This is a genomic window from Zhengella mangrovi (genome assembly GCF_002727065.1).
GTDB lineage: Bacteria > Pseudomonadota > Alphaproteobacteria > Rhizobiales > Rhizobiaceae > Zhengella > Zhengella mangrovi.
Window position 1 is genome coordinate 81,169 of the sequence record NZ_PDVP01000013.1, and the last position, 18,742, is coordinate 99,910.

Annotated in this window: 21 protein-coding genes; 12 read left to right on the forward strand and 9 right to left on the reverse strand. The window is 64.8% G+C overall.

The features are described 5' to 3' along the window. Nucleotides 1–20 precede the first annotated feature (20 nt). The 6 genes from CSC94_RS17870 (at nt 21) to CSC94_RS17895 (ending at nt 3,141) form a co-directional block, all read left to right on the forward strand. A complete protein-coding gene (locus CSC94_RS17870) occupies nt 21–422 on the forward strand; it encodes a hypothetical protein (RefSeq protein WP_099307740.1) in 402 nt (133 codons plus the stop codon). A gap of 47 nt (nt 423–469) precedes the next feature. Next, complete coding sequence (locus CSC94_RS17875; RefSeq protein ID WP_099307741.1) at nt 470–859, forward strand: rod-binding protein; 390 nt, start codon at nt 470–472, stop codon at nt 857–859. Nucleotides 860–932: 73 nt separating this feature from the next. Next, the gene (locus CSC94_RS17880; protein ID WP_099307742.1) at nt 933–1,325 is read left to right on the forward strand and encodes a hypothetical protein; all 393 of its coding nucleotides are present in this window, start codon (nt 933–935) and stop codon (nt 1,323–1,325) included. Then, on the forward strand, nt 1,322–1,858 hold the full coding sequence (locus CSC94_RS17885) for a hypothetical protein (protein ID WP_099307743.1): 537 nt from the start codon (nt 1,322–1,324) through the stop codon (nt 1,856–1,858). Before CSC94_RS17880 ends, CSC94_RS17885 begins: the two co-directional genes overlap by 4 nt. Before the next feature lie 52 nt (nt 1,859–1,910). Then, entirely contained in the window at nt 1,911–2,720 is an 810-nt protein-coding gene (locus tag CSC94_RS17890; protein ID WP_099307744.1) for a helix-turn-helix transcriptional regulator, read from the forward strand. A gap of 190 nt (nt 2,721–2,910) precedes the next feature. Then, nucleotides 2,911–3,141 carry a hypothetical protein gene (locus CSC94_RS17895; RefSeq protein ID WP_165784495.1) on the forward strand — a complete coding sequence of 77 codons (231 nt, stop codon included), beginning with the start codon at nt 2,911–2,913 and terminating at the stop codon, nt 3,139–3,141. A 205-nt stretch (nt 3,142–3,346) separates the two neighbouring features. Here the strand turns inward: CSC94_RS17895 and CSC94_RS17900 are convergent, their stop codons facing one another. Beyond that, nucleotides 3,347–4,264, reverse strand: coding sequence for a flagellin N-terminal helical domain-containing protein (locus CSC94_RS17900; RefSeq protein ID WP_099307746.1), 918 nt, complete (start codon nt 4,262–4,264; stop codon nt 3,347–3,349). 178 nt (nt 4,265–4,442) lie between these two features. Continuing rightward, nucleotides 4,443–4,871, reverse strand: a complete 429-nt coding sequence (locus CSC94_RS17905) for a hypothetical protein (protein WP_099307747.1) — start codon at nt 4,869–4,871, stop codon at nt 4,443–4,445. A gap of 270 nt (nt 4,872–5,141) precedes the next feature. Between CSC94_RS17905 and CSC94_RS17910 the strand changes: the two genes are divergently transcribed. The 6 genes from CSC94_RS17910 (at nt 5,142) to CSC94_RS17935 (ending at nt 12,746) form a co-directional block, all read left to right on the forward strand. Further along, nucleotides 5,142–6,062: a flagellin N-terminal helical domain-containing protein gene (locus tag CSC94_RS17910; protein ID WP_099307748.1), complete on the forward strand. Its 921-nt coding sequence runs from the start codon at nt 5,142–5,144 to the stop codon at nt 6,060–6,062. A 137-nt stretch (nt 6,063–6,199) separates the two neighbouring features. Continuing rightward, entirely contained in the window at nt 6,200–7,885 is a 1,686-nt protein-coding gene (gene fliF / locus CSC94_RS17915) for a flagellar basal-body MS-ring/collar protein FliF (RefSeq protein ID WP_099307749.1), read from the forward strand. After that, nucleotides 7,882–8,790: a hypothetical protein gene (locus CSC94_RS17920; protein WP_133122923.1), complete on the forward strand. Its 909-nt coding sequence runs from the start codon at nt 7,882–7,884 to the stop codon at nt 8,788–8,790. The genes fliF and CSC94_RS17920 overlap by 4 nt, the downstream gene beginning before the upstream one ends. Next, nucleotides 8,783–9,931, forward strand: coding sequence for a MotB family protein (locus CSC94_RS17925; protein WP_099307751.1), 1,149 nt, complete (start codon nt 8,783–8,785; stop codon nt 9,929–9,931). The genes CSC94_RS17920 and CSC94_RS17925 overlap by 8 nt, the downstream gene beginning before the upstream one ends. Beyond that, nucleotides 9,928–11,292, forward strand: coding sequence for a hypothetical protein (locus CSC94_RS17930; protein WP_099307752.1), 1,365 nt, complete (start codon nt 9,928–9,930; stop codon nt 11,290–11,292). The genes CSC94_RS17925 and CSC94_RS17930 overlap by 4 nt, the downstream gene beginning before the upstream one ends. Further along, nucleotides 11,289–12,746: a flagellar hook-length control protein FliK gene (locus CSC94_RS17935; protein ID WP_099307753.1), complete on the forward strand. Its 1,458-nt coding sequence runs from the start codon at nt 11,289–11,291 to the stop codon at nt 12,744–12,746. The genes CSC94_RS17930 and CSC94_RS17935 overlap by 4 nt, the downstream gene beginning before the upstream one ends. Here the strand turns inward: CSC94_RS17935 and CSC94_RS17940 are convergent. The 7 genes from CSC94_RS17940 to motA all read right to left on the reverse strand — a co-directional run bounded on the left by CSC94_RS17940 (nt 12,737) and on the right by motA (nt 18,627). Next, on the reverse strand, nt 12,737–13,768 hold the full coding sequence (locus CSC94_RS17940; RefSeq protein WP_165784496.1) for a sensor domain-containing diguanylate cyclase: 1,032 nt from the start codon (nt 13,766–13,768) through the stop codon (nt 12,737–12,739). The genes CSC94_RS17935 and CSC94_RS17940 overlap by 10 nt on opposite strands. 206 nt (nt 13,769–13,974) lie before the next feature. Beyond that, nucleotides 13,975–14,403 carry a hypothetical protein gene (locus tag CSC94_RS17945; RefSeq protein ID WP_099307755.1) on the reverse strand — a complete coding sequence of 143 codons (429 nt, stop codon included), beginning with the start codon at nt 14,401–14,403 and terminating at the stop codon, nt 13,975–13,977. A gap of 6 nt (nt 14,404–14,409) precedes the next feature. Continuing rightward, nucleotides 14,410–15,468 (reverse strand): EscU/YscU/HrcU family type III secretion system export apparatus switch protein, encoded by a 1,059-nt coding sequence (locus CSC94_RS17950; RefSeq protein ID WP_099307756.1) that lies wholly within the window; start codon nt 15,466–15,468, stop codon nt 14,410–14,412. A 14-nt stretch (nt 15,469–15,482) separates the two neighbouring features. Then, nucleotides 15,483–16,478: a FliG C-terminal domain-containing protein gene (locus tag CSC94_RS17955; protein ID WP_099307757.1), complete on the reverse strand. Its 996-nt coding sequence runs from the start codon at nt 16,476–16,478 to the stop codon at nt 15,483–15,485. A gap of 30 nt (nt 16,479–16,508) precedes the next feature. Next, nucleotides 16,509–16,862 (reverse strand): FliM/FliN family flagellar motor switch protein, encoded by a 354-nt coding sequence (locus CSC94_RS17960; protein ID WP_099307758.1) that lies wholly within the window; start codon nt 16,860–16,862, stop codon nt 16,509–16,511. Next, entirely contained in the window at nt 16,859–17,764 is a 906-nt protein-coding gene (locus CSC94_RS17965; RefSeq protein WP_099307759.1) for a FliM/FliN family flagellar motor C-terminal domain-containing protein, read from the reverse strand. The genes CSC94_RS17960 and CSC94_RS17965 overlap by 4 nt, the downstream gene beginning before the upstream one ends. Further along, nucleotides 17,761–18,627: a flagellar motor stator protein MotA gene (gene motA, locus CSC94_RS17970; protein ID WP_099307785.1), complete on the reverse strand. Its 867-nt coding sequence runs from the start codon at nt 18,625–18,627 to the stop codon at nt 17,761–17,763. The genes CSC94_RS17965 and motA overlap by 4 nt, the downstream gene beginning before the upstream one ends. Nucleotides 18,628–18,742: the final 115 nt, after the last annotated feature.

Sequence of the window (18,742 nt, forward strand, 5' to 3'; positions counted from 1 at the left end):
CGTCTGGGCAAGGGGAAGCCATGGCACAGAAAAGCAAGGATATCCGGCGGCTGGTCCGGCTGACCGGCCAGCTTGAAAATCTCAACAAGGCGCACAGCGCCCATCTGGCCGGACGTATCAGCGCGGTGGAGGCCGACCTGCAGGCGCTGGACGCGCTGGCCCAGGGGCCCTCGCTGGCCATGGACCTGTTTCCCGACATGTTCGTGCGCAAGCAGACGGAACTGAAGACCGAGAAGTCCCGCCTGGTGGCCGAACGGGATCGCGTCGAGCGCGACCGCAAGCGCCGGGAGCGCCAGAAGGAGAAGCTCGGCGAGCGCCTTGCCGAGGCCGAGCACGAGGCCGAGAGCTCGTCCCAGGAGGAAAACGGCAACGACTGGGCCGCGCGTTCCGGCCGCTCCGGGACCAGTTTCCGGCAAGCATGAGACACTAGTGTGAGACCTGTTCGGAGCCGTAGGATCGGGGTGTGATCATGGATGCGCGAATAGCTTCCCTGGCAGGTCTGGCGCCCGCCGCGCCGGTTGCGGGGACGCCGTCTGCACCGGCCGCGAAGGCGGCAGAAGGAGCAGCCTGGCGCGATACGCTCGCCGTCGGTGCTCCGGTCCGCGCAGAGAAGGCCGCGGCCGCGGATGCCAGCGCGCTGACCCGTTTCGAGGCGGTCGTCCTGCAGACGTTCATCGCCGAGATGCTGCCGCAGGACGGGGATTCCGTTTACGGTGCAGGTCTGTCGGGCGACATGTGGAAATCCATGCTCAGCGAAAAGATCGCCGAGCAGGTCGCCAGCAATGGCGGGTTGGGCATTGCCGAGCGGATCGGCGAGCAGCTGGCACGGCGCGCCGCGCGCCAGGCCGATGGCGCATGAGACAGGACGAATGGTCGGGGCCGGGCAGGCTGAAGGACGTCCCAGACTGCCTGGACAGACGGAGTGAGACGACATGGTAGAGCAACGGATCGACAGTCTCCGCAAGCGCGAGGAGGAAGACCACCGGTCGATTATCCAGGTGCTGGAGGCCATCGGCGCGTGCCTCGATGGCGAGCGTGACATGCTTGCCGATCGGCGCCTGTCCGAACTGCAGGCCTACAACACCCGCAAGAGCCGGCTTCTCTACGAGCTGTCCCGCGCGATCAACGGCAATCCGGGCTGGCGGCGCATCGCCGGCCTTCGCGAGCGGCTCGACGACCTGAATTCCAAGTTGAGGGCCAATGCCCGCAGCCTCCAGGCCCAGGCCGCCGCCGTGCGTTCCGTGGCAGACCTCGTCATCAACGAGATCCGCGACAGCGAGGATGACGGAACCTATTCGACGGCATCGGTTGCCGGCCGGCTATGATCAAGTCCATCCTGTTCGGCCTGGTCGCGATCGCGGCCGCCTTCGGAGGCGGATTGGCCTCCACGCTCATGCCGGCCGGCGCGCCGGTCGAGGAAATGGCTGCGGATCAGCAGGCCGCCGAGCCGGAACCGGTCTTCTGGGATTCAGGCATTCTGGTCGCTCCGGTGATCCGGAATGGAACCGTGGCCGAATACAGGACGTTGAACATCATCGTTAAGACTGGTGCCAACAGTTCGCCGGACCGCTACCCGATGGTTCCGATCAGGATTCAGGAAATCTACCAGGAGTTGCTATTGTCTCCGGAATTCATCGAAAAGATGATCGATACGGCGGTTAACCCCAAGGTTATTTCGGAAAACATCAGTCTTCGCTTGACGGAAGCCTTCCCGGACAGTGACGTGAAGGATGTCCTGGTGGTTCATGCCGATCGTTTTGCCCCCAACGAGTTGCGCAAGAACCTCATCGACGACAATGGGACTGTTGGCGTTGGCCACGAAGTCAAGAAGGGGGTCGAGACCGAAAAGGCGCATTGATCTGTGAATTGTTTGATATCCATCAACTTCAATCTTTGCGAATTTTCGTAACATGTCACCGTTGAAAGAGGGCGGTAAGGTGAAACGTGAATTGATCGGTTCCGGACTTCCTGGCGACAGGAATTCGCAGCGGCGGGTTGTCGTCGAAAACATGTCCTGGCTGATCTCGTCGCCCCATGATGCATTCTCCCAGATCTTGAAGTTGTGCAAGCGCCATGGTTTTGAGGACTTCCTGATCTATCGCGGCAAGCCGGTTCATCTTCAGACAGGGTCGCTGGCCGATGTATTGTTGATGACCAGCATGTCGTCCTATTTCATCGAGATGCTGGATGGCGCCATCCAGCGCAGCGGCTGCGATCTGCTGGGCCCGGTGCGGGGCCATGTTGCCCCGGTGCTCTGGAACCTCGTCGAGCTCGACCCCGAGGCGGCGGGCGATGAAGACGGGGAGGGCATCGACGAGGGCAAGGAAAAGCTCCGGGAAGTGTTTGCCGAGAGCGGCATCGCCGGGGGCGTGATGATCCCGATCGCGACCGATGAACTCGGCATTGTCGTCTTTCATTTCGTATCCGCCGAACCGGTTCGCCGGATCACGTCCGAACTGATTGTCGAGGCGCTTGCGACCTTCGAGTCCGCGGCACGATTTGTGAGCAGTGGCATGCGGGAAGAAGACGAAGTGCTGACCGCGCGCGAGCGCGAATGCCTGTACTGGGCGGGCGAGGGCAAGACGAGTGCCGAAATGGCCTTCATCACCGGCCTTTCCGAGCACACGGTGAACCACTATTTCACGACCGCGTGCCGCAAGCTCAATTGCGTCAGCCGCATCCAGGCTGTGGCGAAGGCCGTCCGCAGCGGCTTTATTTAAGCGATATCGAAAATACAATCTGGCTGTTTGTTCGTCATTGCCTCAAGGTGGAAGGCGTTGTAACCTGCTGCTTTAAGTGCTCTGCACAAAATAATTGCATACAGTCAATAATGAGCAGCCGAACCACTTCATGTTCAAATATAGAAGCGCGAACTCGTTCCCTGTGCTTTCGATGGAATACGAAAGCATCATGTCGGCCATCGACGTGGCGATTCAGGCCGAGGACATGGCTGCGCTGAAGAAACTCGACCTGCAGGCCATCGAGGCATTCGAGAACATCCTGGCCTATGAGCCGCACGGGCACGAAGAAGCTGGCGAGATGTTTGATTACCTTCTGGAGATGCTGTGCGTCTTCGAACGGGGCGGCCGCCTGTGGTGGGCTATCAGGGCCCGGCTGAACCGGCTCTACGAAGAGCGCTGAATCCGGGCCTGCGCCCGGAGAGCGCCGCGGCAACCTTGATTTGCGAGCGATGGCGGCGGTGCGGGTGGCCGGACCGCGGACGCGTCCAGACGCATCATGAGGCGTGAGGTACGATAGCCATGCCCGGAACGAAGCGGAGGGCCGGCGTTGCGCCGGCGGGGCCGCGGGCCTCCGGTCCGGCAATGGGCGCCGGACCGCGATTTCCTTACTTGAACAGCGCCAGGATGTTCTGAGCCGAGGAGTTGGCGATGCCAAGGGCCTGGATACCCAGCTGCTGCTGCGTCTGAAGCGCCTGCAGCTTGGTCGACTCCTCCGTCATGTCCGCGTCCACGAGCGTGCCGATGCCCCGGTCGATCGCGTCGAGCAGCGTATTGACGAAGTCCGTCTGCATCGAGATCCGGCTCTTGGTCGCGCCCAGGTCGGCAGCCGCCGAGGTCAGGCCGACATGCGCCGCGTCGACCGCGGAGATCATGTCGTCGAGATCCTGGTTGGTCATCGTCGGATCGGTGATGTCGAGCGTGGCGACCGACACGGTCAGGGCACCCGTGCCCGTCGTCGTGAAGGTCGAGTCCATCATGCCCGACTGGTCGGCCGCGTCGAACAGTTCCAGGTTCGCGGTATCGATCTGGATCGTGTTGACGGTCACGCCGGCGCCGGACCGCGTGAAGGAGGAAACGACTTCCTTGACCTGCACGTAGTTGGCCGCGCCGGAATCGACCGACAGCCAGTTCTCGCCGGAGAAGGACGCGGATTGCGCGATGGCCCGCAACTGCGCCTGCAGTTCCGTGATTTCGCTCTGGATGCTCGACTTGTCGACACCCGGTTCGCGTGCCGCGACCAGCTTCGACTTGATCTTGTCGACCACGTCGATGCTGGAGTTCAGGCTCATGTAGGTGACGTCGATCTTCGCAGTGCCGAGGCCGAGCGCATCCTGGACCGTGGAAAGCGCCTTGCTGTCGGACTTCATGATCGTGGCAATCGACCAGTAGGCGGCGTTGTCCGAAGCCTCGGAAACGCGGTAGCCGGTCGATACCCGGTTCTGTGTTTGCTGGAGCGCTGTATTGGTCGCATTGAGCGTCCGCAGCGCAATCATTGCGGCGGGGTTGGTTTTGATGCTGGTCACGATCCCGGTCCTGTTGGGAACAAGCTGTCACATCCTGTCAACCAGGTGGGGTGATGCGGCATCATGCCTGGGCCATGCGGCCCACCACCCCAATTCGCTCAAAACGCATTTACAAACACGTTACGATTTTATCCAGCATGGTTAACAAATGTTAAACCATGTTAACAGGGAAAAAATATCATATGCGTTTCAGGTACTTGATACGCAACACTTCAAGTTTCGAAATCAGCGGGGCGGCATAGCGGCGATTGGCCGCCTCTTCCAGCCGGTCCCGCAGCCAGTCTGATTCGGGGACGCTTTCCTCGTCCTTCGGCACGTCCTTGGCGTCGTGCAGCAGCTGCAGAAGCGCGTCGCTGAGATACCAGGCGGCAACCTGGTCATCGACCGATGGCGCAAGCTCGCCCGCCACGTTGGCCACGATGTACCCCGTGACCGATCCCTTGGTGAACACGGGGACGATCAGGTCGGCGCTTTTCATCTGTTTCGGCGCCGCCACCGCGTGCTCGGACACGGCAGGCGCTTCCGGTGCGACGGGTCTCGCGATCAGGAAGGCGACCGCCAGCACCGTGACGATGCCGGTCGTGGCGATGATGGCGCTCCTGAGCATGAATGCACGTCCTGTTCCAAGCCTTCCGACCCTTCTATCCGGTGAAGCTTGCGCGAAGTCTGCGGGAAAGAATTTGGTAACCCTGTCCGTGCCAGTTTCCGCGAAACGACGCTTTTGAGCACGGGTATTTAGGAGTCAGAAACGAAATACCCTTATCACCGGCTCTTGAAACAGCAGAGGCGCCATTTTCCGTGGCGCGTGGCATGATGCCAGACTGCTGTACCGGACGGCCCGGTATGTCCCTTTTTTGGAAGTTTGGAGGGACACTTCATGTCCAGCATTATCACGAACTCTGCCGCAATGACCGCTCTGAAGTCGTTGCAGATGACCAACCACGCCATGGAAACGACGCAGAACCGGATCTCGACCGGCTACCGCGTTGCCGAAGCGTCGGACAACGCCGCCTACTGGTCGATCGCGACCACGATGCGGTCCGACAACAAGGCGCTTTCCACGGTCCAGGACGCGCTCGGCCTCGGCTCCGCCAAGGTTGACACGGCCTACACCGGCATGAACTCGGCGATCGACGTGGTCGACGAGATCAAGTCCAAGCTGGTCGCCTCCCGCGAGCCGGGCGTCGACAAGTCGAAGATCCAGTCGGAAATCGGCGAACTGCAGAACCAGCTGGTTTCGATCGCCGAATCGGCGTCGTTCTCCGGCGAGAACTGGCTGAGCGTCGACTCCAGCGCTGCCGGCTACATTGCCACCAAGGAAATCGTCGGTTCGTTCAACCGCGCTTCCGACGGCTCTGTGTCGGTCGGCCTGATCAACGTCGACACCACGACCACCGAACTGTTCGATGCCAATGACCAGTCCGGTATCCTCGACTCCACCTTCACCACGACGGGTGCGGGCGCTGCCACGGTCTCGGTCTCCGACCTCGACATCACGGCAGCCGGCATCGACGACACCGACATCGACGACATGATCTCCAACGTCGATTCGGCCCTCTCGTCGATGACCACCGCGGCCGCCAACCTCGGTGCCGCCAAGAGCCGCATCAACATTCAGACGAACTTCGTCTCGAACCTGATGGACTCGATCGACCGTGGTGTCGGCCAGCTGGTCGACGCCGACATGACCGAGGAATCGACCCGCCTTCAGGCGCTCCAGACGCAGCAGCAGCTGGGCATCCAGGCCCTGTCGATGGCGAACTCCAGCTCGTCCTCCATCCTGTCGCTGTTCCGCTGATCGCGGTCACGCACTGACCTCCGGGAAAGGCCGCCTCCGGGCGGCCTTTTTCATGCCGGGCGCACCGCTTTTGCGTCCGCGCCAATTCCGCGCAAGTTTCGCCCGCTAGGTTGACCGTCGAATAGGCGGAGCGGAATGTGGCGGATCAACTCCAGACATTGATCGGCAATCTGAAGGGATTGGGACCGGCAAGGCTTGCGGCCTTGGCCGCGGTGCTGGTCACCGTCGTCGCGCTCGTCGCCGGCGGATCCTGGTTCATGAGCCGCCCGACCTTCGAGACGCTCTACGTCGGGCTCGACCGGGATGACGTCAACCGGATGGGCATCGTCCTGTCGGAAGCCGGCATTTCATACGATATCGATTCCAAGGGCGGCACCTTCCTCGTCGAGGCCGGCGAAACCAGCCGCGCGCGCATGATCCTCGCGGAAAAGGGCCTGCCGGGCAGCGCGGGCGCCGGCTACGAGCTCTTCGACAACCTCGGCACCCTGGGCCTGACCTCCTTCATGCAGGAAGTCACGCGCGTACGCGCGCTCGAGGGTGAAATTGCCCGCACCATCCAGTCCGTCAGCGGCATCAAGGCCGCGCGCGTCCATCTCGTCATTCCGGACCAGGGCGGATTTCGCGACCGTGACCGCAAGCCGACCGCGTCGGTTCTCATCCGCACCAACGGCTCTGACGTCAGTTCCAAGGCGATGGGCATCCGCCATCTCGTCGCCGCGGCCGTGCCAGGCCTGTCCCGCTCGGACGTGACGGTCCTGGATGCGTCCGGCAAGCTGCTGGCCGCCGGCGAGGACACCTTCGGCGACGCCATCAGCGTCTCGCTGGACCTGGAGAAGAACGTCGAGAACGAACTCGCGCAGAAGATCTCCGACGCGCTGCGGCCGCATATCGGCAACCAGAATTTCCGCGTGTCGGTCAATGCCGAGCTGGATACCGACCGCAAGCGGGTCGAGGAGACGATCTACGATCCGGATTCGCGCGTCGAACGCTCTGTCCAGGTGGTCAAGACGCAGGACAGTTCGTCCCAGGCGGAGTCGGTCCAGAACACCACCGTCGAGCAGAACATTCCCACCGACCAGAACAACGGTGCCAACAACTCCGCCCAGAAGACCCAGGAAAACAGCGAGCGCCGCGAGGAAACCACCAACTACGAGATCAACACCAAGCGCGTCGCTGTCACCAGCAACGGGTTCGAGATCAAGCGCCTGTCGGTCGCTGTCGTCGTCAACCGGGACATGCTGGCCAAGACGCTGCCGGCCGGCACCGACATCGATGCGCGCCTGGCCAAGCTCCGCGACATGGTTTCCGTCGCCGCCGGCCTGAAGGACGACCGCGGCGACAAGCTCAACGTCACGGCCATCGAGTTCCTGCCGGAAGACCAGGAGATGGCGCCGGTGGACGCCGGCATGGGCAGCGAGATGCAGAGCTACGTCAACACGGCGATCAAGGCCGGCGCCTTCCTCGCCGTCGCGGCCCTCGTGGTCTTCTTCGGCCTGCGCCCGCTCACGCGCGCCGCCTTCTCCAATCCCGATGCCGCCGCCGAGGGGGCCGATGCCTTCAACGCGGATTTCTCCTCCGAACTGGAAGCCACCACCTTCGGGGAAGGCGGCCTTGGCGGCGACTTCGCGCCCGGAATGGGGCAGGGCCTTGGCCAGGGGATTGGAGGCCTGCCGGACCTTCAGGCGGCCAACGAGGACGGCGATTATCTCCAGGTCCTGCGAAACCAGGGCATGACGCCGAAGGAACGGCTCGAGATCATGGTCGACTACGACGAGGAACGCACCATCCAGGTCCTGCGGCGCTGGCTCAATGAGGCGGCATGATGAACCACCCCGCCGCCACACCCGGACAGGAGGCGTTCGAGGCCTTCGGCGAGGATCAGGCCGCGCCTGAGCCCTTCGTCGCCTTTGCCACCGATGAGGTGGCTGAATGGGAACCGCTGGTCCTGTCGGAAGAGCCGGAAACTGCCGCCGCGCCGCTGCCCGCTACGGCCGATTTCGAATTCCCGGCTGCCGAACCCGAATTGCCGTCCGGCGGGCTTGAGCCGCTGGAGGACACGCAGGCCTGGGAAAAGGCCCTGTCGGAGCCTTCCGACTTCGCCTTGCCGCCCCTGGATGCCGAAGCCGCCAACGGTGCTTTCGAGCCCTTCCCGGATCTCGCCACGGAAGAGGCCGATGACGGCATGGATCCGGAAGAGGCGGCCCCCGAGGGCGACGAGACCGCCGGAGAGCAGCCTGCCGGGACGGGCGATCCGCTGGCACTGTCGGGGGAACTGGACGAAAGCGGCGATTCCGACGACTACGGCTTCATGGGAGCCGTCGGGGGGATCGCCGATGCCGACGCCCGGATCAAGGCGCAATCGGCCGATCTTGCCGGCCAGCTTGCCACGGGCCTCGACCGGCTTGCCGTCGAACTTTCCGAAACCCTGTCGGCGACCATCGGCCGGATTCTCGAACCGATCGTCGCCACCGCCGTGCGGGACCGGACCGTGTCCATGTTCATGGCAGCAGTGCGTGAAGCCGTGGCCGCGCGGCCCGGCGGTCCGTTCCGGCTGGAGGTCCCGCGCGACCTCCTGTCCTCGCTGCGCGGCGAACTGGAGAAACAGGCGTGCGCCGTCGACCTGCGCGAAGGGCCGCCCGGCGGCCTGACCCTGCATCTCGACCGCGAGGTGCTGGCCACCCGCTTCGAGGCCCTGTCGGCCGCCGCCGGGGACGCTGACGATGCTTGACGGAGGCAACGCCCAGGAAATCATCATCGTCAAGCGGGGCGGTGAAGGCGAGGAAGGCCATCACGGCGGCGCCTGGAAGATCGCGTTCGCCGACTTCATGACCGCCATGATGGCGCTCTTTCTCGTTCTCTGGCTCATCAATGCCGCCAACGAGGAAACCAAGCGTTCCGTCGCCAGCTACTTCAACCCGATCAAGCTGGTCGAGCGCAACCGCAGCGAAAAGGGTCTGCAGGAAAACGAGGGCGGACCTGCTACGGGCGAACAGACGGCCCAGTCCGGCCAGGCCAACCAGCCGACCGAGGCTGCTGACACGCCGCCCGATCCGCTCAGCGAACAGGCATTCTTCGCCAATCCCGCCAAGAGCCTGGAAGCCATCGCAGGCCCGCCCGACATGAACAGCTTCCCCACGGTTCCGGTGGCCGACCCCATGTCCAACGCCAGCGGCGAGACCACGGATGGCTTCATCGATCCGCTTGCCGCCGACTACTGGGCCCCGTCCGAGGTGGCCAGCAAGCAGGACGGCAAGAAGGACTCGCCCGATAGCGGCGGCATGACCGACCAGGCCTTCCAGGCGGCGAGCGAGACGGAAAGCAAGGACAAGAGCGAGCCGGCCGGCAAGAAGACCGACCAGCCACCGGGCGAGGCCGCGACGGACATAACCGGCCAGCATGCGGAGAAGGTCGAGGCGGTGTCCAAGGACATCAGCCAGGCGCTGGAAAAAGCGCTCGGCCCCGCCGCCGGCCAGATCTACCAGCTCGAGGTCAAGCCGCAGGACAATGGCGTCATGATCTCCCTGACCGACCAGCTCGGGTTCCCCATGTTCGAGATCGGGTCGGCCGTGCCCAAGCAGCCGCTGGTCAAGGCGATGGACGCCATTTCGAAGGTCCTGGCGGAGGAGACCGGCAAGATCCGCATCTTCGGCCATACCGACGGCCGCCCGATCCGCGCCGCCAACGACGATAACTGGCGCCTGTCGCTGGACCGCGCCCGCGCCGCCTTCTTCATGCTCAAGCGCGGCGGAATGGAGGAGGCCCGGATTTCGCAGATCACCGGCTTTGCCGACCGCAAGCTTCGCGTACCGGAGGATCCCTACGACGATTCCAACCGCCGCATCGAACTGCTGCTCGAGGTCGCGCAATGAGCACGGGGCATCGCGTTGCGCTGGCCGTGATGCTGACGCTCCTTGCCGGGGCGCCGGCCTTGGCGGCCGATCACGGTGGCAGCGAACATGGCGGAGAGGCCGCCGCGCCTGGGAAGGTGCCGGAAGCGCCGCCCCTGCCGGCGCCGCGCGCTTCGGCCCTTCCGGGGGCCAGTGCCATGCTGTCCGGGCTCTACCAGGTCCAGGACAGCATCGTGAAAGGCGACCGCGATGCGCTGAAGCTGCAGGGCGACATCCTCAAGATGATGCGCGAACAGCTGCGCGCCATGCGCGGCAAGCCGGTGCTCCCCGACACCGATATCAGTCCCGTCATCGTCTTCGCGCTGGCCGGAGGCGATCCCGTGGCAGCCGTCCAGGTGCTGGCGTTCGTTCCCGACGACCACCCCGAGGTCGACCTCGCCAAGGCGATTGTCTCCTACCTGCGCCGCGATACCAAGACGGCCGCGTCGCGCCTGAAGGACATCGACGTCCGCGACCTGCCGCTTCCCCTCGGTGCCTATGTCGCCATGGCGAAGGCCAATGCATCGATCGGCAGCAACAAGGAAGTGGCGGCCGAGAACTTCAACCTCGTCCGCCTGCTCGCACCGGGAACCCTGCTCGAGGAAGTCGCGTTGCGGCGCCTCGTCTGGTTGTCCGCGACCACCGGCGACGCGGAAGGCTTTTACGATCGCGCGGCCAGCTATGCCCATCGCTTCGGCACCTCACCCTATTTCAGCCAGTTCCTGAAATTCTTCATGCAGGGTGTCGTCAAGCTGCCCACGGCGCCTGGCATCGACAGTGTCATGGACCTTCTGCCTGCCGCCTCCCGGGTGCCGGTCAAGATGCGCCTGTCGCGGGAAGCGCTGGTCGCGGGCCGCACGGAACTGGCGGAAAAGCTCTCCAGGAGCCTGCTCGCCGACCTGTCAGACCGCGCCGACAAGCGGGTCCAGCGTGCCCATCTCTATTCTGCCTTGACGCAGGTCGCGAAGGGCGAACTGGTCCGCGCCTGGAGCACGCTGAAGCATGTCCGCCGTGATGACCTGCCCGACAATGACAAGGGCCTTCTCGATGCCGCCGTCGCGGCCGTCAACCAGGCGACCGACGGGGATCCGGAATCCGCCGCGCTGGTGACTTCCGCGCTCGGCGGGGAGGACGCCGGCGCCCATGATGGCGCCGATGCCCCGCAGGATGGAACGGAAGGCGGGCAGGCCGCGAAGACCGGCGACGCGGAGCCGGGCAGCGATCCCAAGGCCGCCGAAGCCGAGGCCCTTGCCGACCTGAAGCCGCTGATGGACCAGGCCGGTGAACAGATGAATGCCGTGGACGACCTTCTGAAATCATTGCCACGACGAGGTGCGCCATGAATGGAATCCAGAGCCGCTTCATCTCTCCGCCCGCCCAGGATGGGCCGGGCGACAGGACGTCCGCGCAGAACCGCGGTGGCGGGTTGAAGGATCCGGGCCGCGACGCCTTCTCCGCCCTTGTCGCCGCGCCGGCGCGGCCCCACCAGCCGAAGGAAGCCGTTGCGCCCGGCGCCGGCGGGCGCTTCTCCGGGGTTCTTTCGGGAACGACGCCCGGGCTGAACGGTGCACAGACCGCGTCCGACATCGCCGATCCTCCGCCAGCCGAGGAGGAGGAGATACCGCTTACAGACGACCTGGTGCAGGAAACGCCGGACGAGCCGGGACCGGAAACGCTGGTCGACGATGTTCTGCCGCTGCTGTCGCTGACGGCCCGTTTCCGCCATGGTCACCCGGCGCCGCGAACCGGCAACCGCACCGAGGCGCTGGTCCCCAATTCCATCCGCCACGGCTGGGTGGACATGCGTTTCGGGCTGGGTATCACGCCTGGCGGACCGGCGCCGGTTGGAGACGGCGATGTCCCGCCGGCCAAGCGGATCGACCCGCCGCCCTACGCGATTCCTCTCGCGCCTGCGGGACAGGCCGACATGACCGCCCGCGCCGGGATCGTGGAACTCCCGGTCAATCCGCAGGCCAGGACCGTCAGGGACGCAGGCGACCGCCAGCCGCGGATTGCGTCGGGAACCGAAGCGATGGTCGCGGACGGTCCTGCCGGTGACGGCGCGGACATGCGAGACGGGTTGGGCATAGCGCCCGGGCAGCCGGTGCCAACCGGCGATGGCGATGTCTCCGACGACCAGCCGGGTGACAAGTCGCCCTTCGGTGATCCGGTCCCGCCGGCAAAACAGGTCACCTCGCAGGCCCAGCCTGTCAACGCGGCCTTCTCGGGCCAGGTCCAGTCATCGCCGCTCGATACGCGTTCGCTTGCCTCGGCCATCGCCGACATCGTGGACGGAGCCGACCAGGCCGGTGACCGGCAGTCCCGTCTTCCGGACGACGCCAGGGTGACCCAGTCCACGCCCCAGACGATGCGGATCCAGCTGAAACCCGAGCACCTCGGTCATGTCGGCCTGACGCTGCGCACGACGGGCGAAGGCCTGGTCGTGGAGATGAGGGCGGAAACGGCGGAAGGTCAGCGCTTGCTGGAAATGGATGCCGACAGCGTCACCGACTGGCTGCGCCACCAGGGCTGCACCATCGCCGAGCTTCGCGTCACCGGTGCGCACAACGCCCAGGGCGCGCCAGCCGCAACCATGCACCAGAACGGGGCGGACCGCGCCTCGTCGCAGGGCTTCGATCCGGGCGGCCAGGCGCACGCCGGTGATGGTGGCAACGGTCACTCCGGCGGTGCCTCCGGTGGTGGTCAGAACGCCAGGGACTCCCTGCCGGGCGGCCGGGCTGGAACGGGTGGCGATGCGGCAGAAGGCGCCGGTGGCGCTGGCGCGATTTACGTGTAGCCGTTCCAGACGACGGCCTCGGCCGGCATGGCACGGATCGCGGCGGCCGGCATGCCGGCGCCCGCATCGTCCTGCGCCAGCAGCTTGATCGCCGGACCGTTGGCCCCGAAGCGGACCAGGTAAAGCGATCCCTCTCCCGATTCCTTCGACCGGTAGAGCGCCTTGTCGGCTTCGACCAGCATGTGCTGCAGATCCGTCTTCCCCGTGTCGCAGTAGCTGATCCCGATGCTGCTGCCGACGAAGACGTGCCGGCCGTCCACCTCGAATTCCTCCTGGAAACGTTCCATGATGCCGCGCGCGGCATCCTCGGCATCCGCGGCCGTTCCGATCCTGGGCTGGATGACGGCGAATTCGTCGCCGCCGAGCCGGATGATCGTGTCCTCGCGGCGGGTTCCGGCCCGCAAGCGGCTGGCAACCTGCTTGAGGATAAGATCGCCGGCAAAATGGCCGTAGGCGTCGTTGATCTGCTTGAAGCCGTTCAGGTCGAGCAGGGCGACGGCCGTCCCGCAGCCGGGCTTGCAGTCCGAGAGCGCGTCCAGGCACGTCTTTTCCAGCACGCGCCGGTTATAGAGCCCGGTCAGTTCGTCCGTGCAGGCGATGTGTTCGATCGTCTTCTGCAGCTTGTGCTGGGTGGTGATGTCGTGGTGGGTGCACAGCCAGCCGCCGTCTTCCATTGGCGCCGCGTTGACCTCGATGACCTTGCCGTTGGTGAGTTCGCAGACGGCCCGCATCGGTTCGCGCCGGCTCAGCATGGCGTGGATCTGCTGCAGGTAGGTCCGGAAATGCTTTTCGCTGTAGGCGCCCCGGTCGGAACGCATCGAGAGCATGTCGAGCTTGCTCGTGCCGACGAGCGAGGTTTCCTGCGGCACGTCGTAGATCGACAGGTACTTCTCGTTGTGCAGGACAAGATTGAGCTTGCGGTCGTAGAGCGCGATGCCCTGAGCGACGCAGGCCATGACGACCTCGAGAACGGAGTTCTGTCGGGCAAGCTCCGTGAGAAGCTGGCGTTTGAGGCCTTCCATGATATCCCCTGTAGACTGCTTCTTGTTCTTGGTTGCCGGCCCGGAACTCGGGCGGCAGTTTTTTGACACCGGAAGCATTCCGGCCAGCAGGGGGACTCATTCCCGCGGCGATGATGGCGCGGAACGTTTAATTCGATGTGAATATGAGCGGCATATATCAGGGATATTGAAAAAATCGCAGCGGGCGCGCCGTTACGCCCGCCGGCTCAGCGGCTCATGGCGGCCGTGCGGCCCTGCCGGCTCATCGCGATGGCGAGGTGTTCGGTGTTGCGCTCCGGGTCTTCGTGGCCCGTTCCGAAACGGATGTAGTTGAGCCGCACCTTGGCCATGTTCCGTTCCAGGTTGACCTGGATGAAGGCTGTCATCAGCGGGTCCTCCAGCTCGATGTCGAGCGTCACCTTCGGCGGGCGGACCCAGGACATCTCCACGCTGCTGCCCTGGCCGAGCTTGACGAAACCGGGCTCGAAATAGAGCTCGGCGCAGGAATTGACCAGGTCCTCCAGCGAGGCATGCATGCCGATCGTGATGAAGGACACGAAATACTCCGGGTTGATCATCTGCAGCTCGCCGATGAAATCACGGATGCCCTGGGAGATGATGCGTTCGCGGGTCGATTTCAGATCGTCGGTTTTCATCCCGGATCACTTTCTGCTGTGGACGTAGCGAACCAGTTCGGCCACCGCCTTGAAGAAGGCCTGCGGGATGATCTGGTCGACCTTGACAACCTTGTAGAGACTTCGGGCCAGTTCCACCCGCTCGAAGACGGGCACGTCGTTGGCCTCCGCGATCGCACGGATGCGCAGGGCCAGGTCGTCGGTTCCCTTGGCCACGACCACCGGGGCGGCATCCCGCGCCGGATCGTAGCGCATGGCAACGGCAAAGTGGGTCGGGTTGGCGACGACCAGCGTGGCCGTCGGCACCGCGCTCATCATGCGGCTGCGCGACCGGGCCCTTGCGATCGAGCGGATGCGCGCCTTGACCATGGGGTCGCCTTCCGCCTGCTTGTGCTCTTCCTTGATTTCCTGGCGGGTCATCCGCAGGTCTTCGTACCAGAGGAAGCGCGAGGCGAAGATGTCGACCGCCGTCACGGCCGCCATGAACCCGCAGACCAGGAACAGCAGGTAGACGATGTTCGTCTCCAGCATCTGCAGCATGGCCAGCGGGTGCAGGTTCACGTAGCCGACCAGCGCCTCCATGCGGTCGCGCATGAAGAAGATCACGATCGCGAAGGCGAAGCCGATCTTCACTAGCGACTTGGCGAACTCGATGAAGCCGCGCTTGCCGAAGATCCGCGTCCATCCGCTGGCCGGCGACACGTTGGAGAACTTCGGTGCGATGCGGTCTCGCACCATGCGCGGCGCGTTCTGCGCCGTCGATGCCACGATGCCGGCAACGATGAGCACCAGGAACAGCGGCAGGATGGTCGTCATGACCGGGCTGAAGAGGGCGCTCGTCACCGCCGTGGCGTCGAGGCCGGTGTCGAGGTGGATTTCATGGGCGTGGCTCATGAAATAGGACAGCCGGTCGGTGATGATCATGGCCGAAGGCTTGGCGAACAGTGCCATGAAGCCGGCGGCCGCGAGCAGGGAGGCAAACAGGGGCGCCTCGCGCGAGAACGCGGTCTGACCTTTCTCCAGCGCGTCGCGGATCTTCTTCTCCGTCGGCGCTTCTGTTTTGCTGTCCTTGTCGTTGTCCGCCATCGTCGTTCAGACCGTCAGGCTGCCAGTTCGCCCGGTTCGCCAAGGCTGATCTCGCCCTTGTCGATTTTGTCGAGCACCGCCGCGACGATCGCGCGGCGGGCATCGGCCACCGCCTGCGGATTGCCCTTGGCGCCGGACGCGAGATCGGCCTCGATCATGCGGCGGCTGCGCTGGCCGATGGCCGAGAGCACGGCCTCGCGGATGTCGTCGTTGGTGCCGCGCAGGGCGTCGGTCAGCAGGGTCGATTCCATGGCGTCGAGAATGATCGAGCGCGCATCCTGTTCGAGGCGGACGATGTCCTCGAAGCGGAACAGCCGCGCCTTGACCGACGCGAGCTGGTTCGGCTCCACCCGCGGCTCCAGGTCGAGGAGCAGGTCGTCCAGCAGCACCCGGTCCATCTCGTTGAGCACGCTGGCCAGCCGTCCCGGCTCGTTGGCGGGGCCGGAGCTCGCCGTGCCGCCGAACACCTGGCGCACGCTTTCCTCGATCAGCCGCGCGGCCTCGGGACGCAGGTCCTTGGCCGTCAGCATGCGGGCCACGAGGCCGGCCCGGCGCGTCTTCTCGATCTTCTCCAGCGTCTGCGCGGTCAGCGATTCGGGCAGTCGCGACAGGATGTAGGCGGCCGCCTGTTCGTTCTCCGACGTGACATGGACGACGATTCGGTCGATGTCGGCCTTGGCAAGGATGCTCCAGACGTCTTCCTTGCTGGGTTCCGGCGCCCGTTTCTTGCTGTCGGTCAGCTCGGCGAATTCCTCTTCGCCCAGGCTCTTGATGAGCATCTGGTTCATGATGTCGGCCGAGTCCATCAGGCCGGCGCCCTGGGCGAAGTCGCCCTCGAACTCGCGGATGATGTCTTCGAGGATCTCCGGCTCGACGTTCTTGAATCCCCGCGCGATGGACAGCAGCGCCTTCAGCTCGTCCTTCTTGAAATGCTTCAGCAGTTCCGGGGCTTTCGGCGCACCGATGGCAACCAGGATGGCGACAGCTTTCTGGGGCTTGGTCAGGTTCATCAAAGCGATCAGGCCTTCATGCCGGAGGGATCAGTCGTTCAGGCTGTGGATCTTGATACCGAAGCTGGGCGTGTTGCCGGGAATGGCCACCAGGAAACCGGTACCGATCCGCGTCCCGTTGACGATGATGTCGACCGGGTCGCCGACCAGCTTGTTGAGCGCCACCGTCTGGCCGGGACCGAGGTTGGACAGTTCGCCGACCGTCATCTCGACGGCGCCGATGGCCACCTGCACCTTGAGCGGGATGTTCATCAGCGAACCGGGGCTGCTGGACGCGGCATCGGACCGCTCGTTCATGCCGCCGGACGGCCGCTCCGCGATCTCGCCCTTGAGCTCGCGGATCGCCTGGTCGAGATCCTGTTCCGATTTCTCAAGCGGGGTCATCGGGTCACTCCGGTATTGTTCGTTCTTGCGCCGCCGGCGCTTTCGGTGGCGTTGATCCGCACGCTCAGCATGCCGCCGGCCTGGCCGCACTGGCCGGCGAGGATCCGGCGTCCGCCGACGCTGACGCTGCAGTCGCGCAGGCTGCTCGAGGGGATCGGGATGATGGAGCCGGGGGTCAGCCGGCCGATGTCGCGCAGTGTCATGTCATTCAGGGTCAGCAGGAACTCGGCCTTCACGCCCAGCCGCTTCAGTGCCGCGACGTTGCGCTGGGCCATTTCGGCGGTCACGGCGAGACCGTCCAGCGAAATGCCGGTCATCGCGACCGACACCGGCAGGTTGGCCTTGCCGCACCGGCCGTTGAGGCGGAAAAGGTTCGCCGGAATGCCGGTCAGCGCGGTCAGGTCCGTTGCCGGACCGGTGCCGACCGTCGGCATCGGGATTTCCCGCCCGGCGACGCCCGAGATCGTCGTCGTGAGGTTTTCCGCCAGCATGCGGAAGAAGGACAGTTCGACGCCCGTCAGCGTGGTCTTCGGCTGGTCCGGGGCCGTCGGCTCGCCGCCCATGAAGACCGTCGAGAGGCAGGAGACCAGCGCCATGTCCATCCACAGCACGCAGGTCATCTCCGGATCCGCCTCGGTACCGTAGACGGCGACCGCGCACTGCGGTCCGAGGCGCGTGTGAAGCGCGTTCAGCGTACCGGATTCGTGGGCCGAGTAGTCGAACAGCAGGTCGCCGCCGATCTCGCCTTCCAGTTCGCCGGTCATGCGCTGGGCGAGATCCTTGCCGAGTTTCTTCATGATCGCCGCGGCGTCGTTGACCTCGCCGGCGTTCACGTTTTCCTTCAGGCACTTGAGCAGAAGCTCGTCGGCGCCGGGAAGCCGTCCCCCCTGCATCGCGCTCATCCTGACACCGCCGGGCTGGTCGTGGTGGATTCCTCGACGGCGTCGATGGAGGGCCGGTCGTGGCCGGCGATCGCCTTGCGGCCAAATTCCAGCGCCACCTGCGGCACCGATCCGTTCATGTGCGCGATCAGGGTCTGCTTGGCGACGAAGAACTTGCGCAGTCCCTTGTCGCGCACGACCTTGATCTTCGTGGCGATCGGCCCGATGACCGCGTAGGACAGGAAGATGCCGACGAAGGTTCCCACCAGCGCCGCGCCGATCAGGCCGCCCAGAACTTCCGGCGAGCTGTTGATCTTGCCCATCGCCTTCACCACGCCCAGGACCGCCGCGACGATGCCCAGCGCCGGCAGGCCGTCGCTGACCGCCTGGAGGGCGTGGTAGGATTTCATCCGGTCATGGCGGATGGTCGAGATTTCCTCTTCCATCAGCGCCTCGATCTCGTGCGGGCGGGCGTTGCCCACGGTGATCAGGCGGCAGTAGTCACACACGAAGCCGACGAACTCGGGGTCCTGGATCGCGCCGGGATAGTTCTGGAACAGCGGCGATTCGTCCGGCGCGTCGATGTGCTTCTCGATCTCGCTCTTCGGCTTGTCCTTCATCGTCCGCAGCAGGCTGTACAGCAGGCCGAGGATTTCCAGGTAGTCCGATTCGTGCGGAACGGCGTTCTTGAGGGCTTCCATCACGCCCTTGCCGGAGTCTTTCACCACGTACAGCGGGTTGGCGACCAGGAACGTGCCCAGTGCCGCGCCGCCGATGATGACGAACTCCCACGGCTGCGCCAGCACTTCGATATGGCCACCCATGGCCATGAAGCCGCCGAGCACGCAGCCCAGGGTCACGATCAAACCTACGATGATGCCCACGTTGAACCCCTTCGCATCCGTCTGGGGCCAGATGTATCCGGGCATGCTTGCGTGAGCCTGGTTTCCCCGTCCGGGCCACGCGATAGCCTGGCGCAAGGCTGGGCGCCTAAAGCTT

What these genes read in the sequence shown, in the direction of transcription:
- CSC94_RS17870 (WP_099307740.1), top strand. Translation starts at nt 21, where the DNA reads ATGGCACAGAAAAGCAAGGATATCCGGCGGCTGGTCCGGCTGACCGGC.
- CSC94_RS17875 (WP_099307741.1), top strand. Translation starts at nt 470, where the DNA reads ATGGATGCGCGAATAGCTTCCCTGGCAGGTCTGGCGCCCGCCGCGCCG.
- CSC94_RS17880 (WP_099307742.1), top strand. Translation starts at nt 933, where the DNA reads ATGGTAGAGCAACGGATCGACAGTCTCCGCAAGCGCGAGGAGGAAGAC.
- CSC94_RS17885 (WP_099307743.1), top strand. Translation starts at nt 1,322, where the DNA reads ATGATCAAGTCCATCCTGTTCGGCCTGGTCGCGATCGCGGCCGCCTTC.
- CSC94_RS17890 (WP_099307744.1), top strand. Translation starts at nt 1,911, where the DNA reads ATGTCACCGTTGAAAGAGGGCGGTAAGGTGAAACGTGAATTGATCGGT.
- CSC94_RS17895 (WP_165784495.1), top strand. Translation starts at nt 2,911, where the DNA reads ATGTCGGCCATCGACGTGGCGATTCAGGCCGAGGACATGGCTGCGCTG.
- CSC94_RS17905 (WP_099307747.1), bottom strand. Translation starts at nt 4,871, where the DNA reads ATGCTCAGGAGCGCCATCATCGCCACGACCGGCATCGTCACGGTGCTG.
- CSC94_RS17910 (WP_099307748.1), top strand. Translation starts at nt 5,142, where the DNA reads ATGTCCAGCATTATCACGAACTCTGCCGCAATGACCGCTCTGAAGTCG.
- CSC94_RS17920 (WP_133122923.1), top strand. Translation starts at nt 7,882, where the DNA reads ATGATGAACCACCCCGCCGCCACACCCGGACAGGAGGCGTTCGAGGCC.
- CSC94_RS17925 (WP_099307751.1), top strand. Translation starts at nt 8,783, where the DNA reads ATGCTTGACGGAGGCAACGCCCAGGAAATCATCATCGTCAAGCGGGGC.
- CSC94_RS17930 (WP_099307752.1), top strand. Translation starts at nt 9,928, where the DNA reads ATGAGCACGGGGCATCGCGTTGCGCTGGCCGTGATGCTGACGCTCCTT.
- CSC94_RS17935 (WP_099307753.1), top strand. Translation starts at nt 11,289, where the DNA reads ATGAATGGAATCCAGAGCCGCTTCATCTCTCCGCCCGCCCAGGATGGG.
- CSC94_RS17940 (WP_165784496.1), bottom strand. Translation starts at nt 13,768, where the DNA reads ATGGAAGGCCTCAAACGCCAGCTTCTCACGGAGCTTGCCCGACAGAAC.
- CSC94_RS17945 (WP_099307755.1), bottom strand. Translation starts at nt 14,403, where the DNA reads ATGAAAACCGACGATCTGAAATCGACCCGCGAACGCATCATCTCCCAG.
- CSC94_RS17950 (WP_099307756.1), bottom strand. Translation starts at nt 15,468, where the DNA reads ATGGCGGACAACGACAAGGACAGCAAAACAGAAGCGCCGACGGAGAAG.
- CSC94_RS17955 (WP_099307757.1), bottom strand. Translation starts at nt 16,478, where the DNA reads ATGAACCTGACCAAGCCCCAGAAAGCTGTCGCCATCCTGGTTGCCATC.
- CSC94_RS17960 (WP_099307758.1), bottom strand. Translation starts at nt 16,862, where the DNA reads ATGACCCCGCTTGAGAAATCGGAACAGGATCTCGACCAGGCGATCCGC.
- CSC94_RS17965 (WP_099307759.1), bottom strand. Translation starts at nt 17,764, where the DNA reads ATGAGCGCGATGCAGGGGGGACGGCTTCCCGGCGCCGACGAGCTTCTG.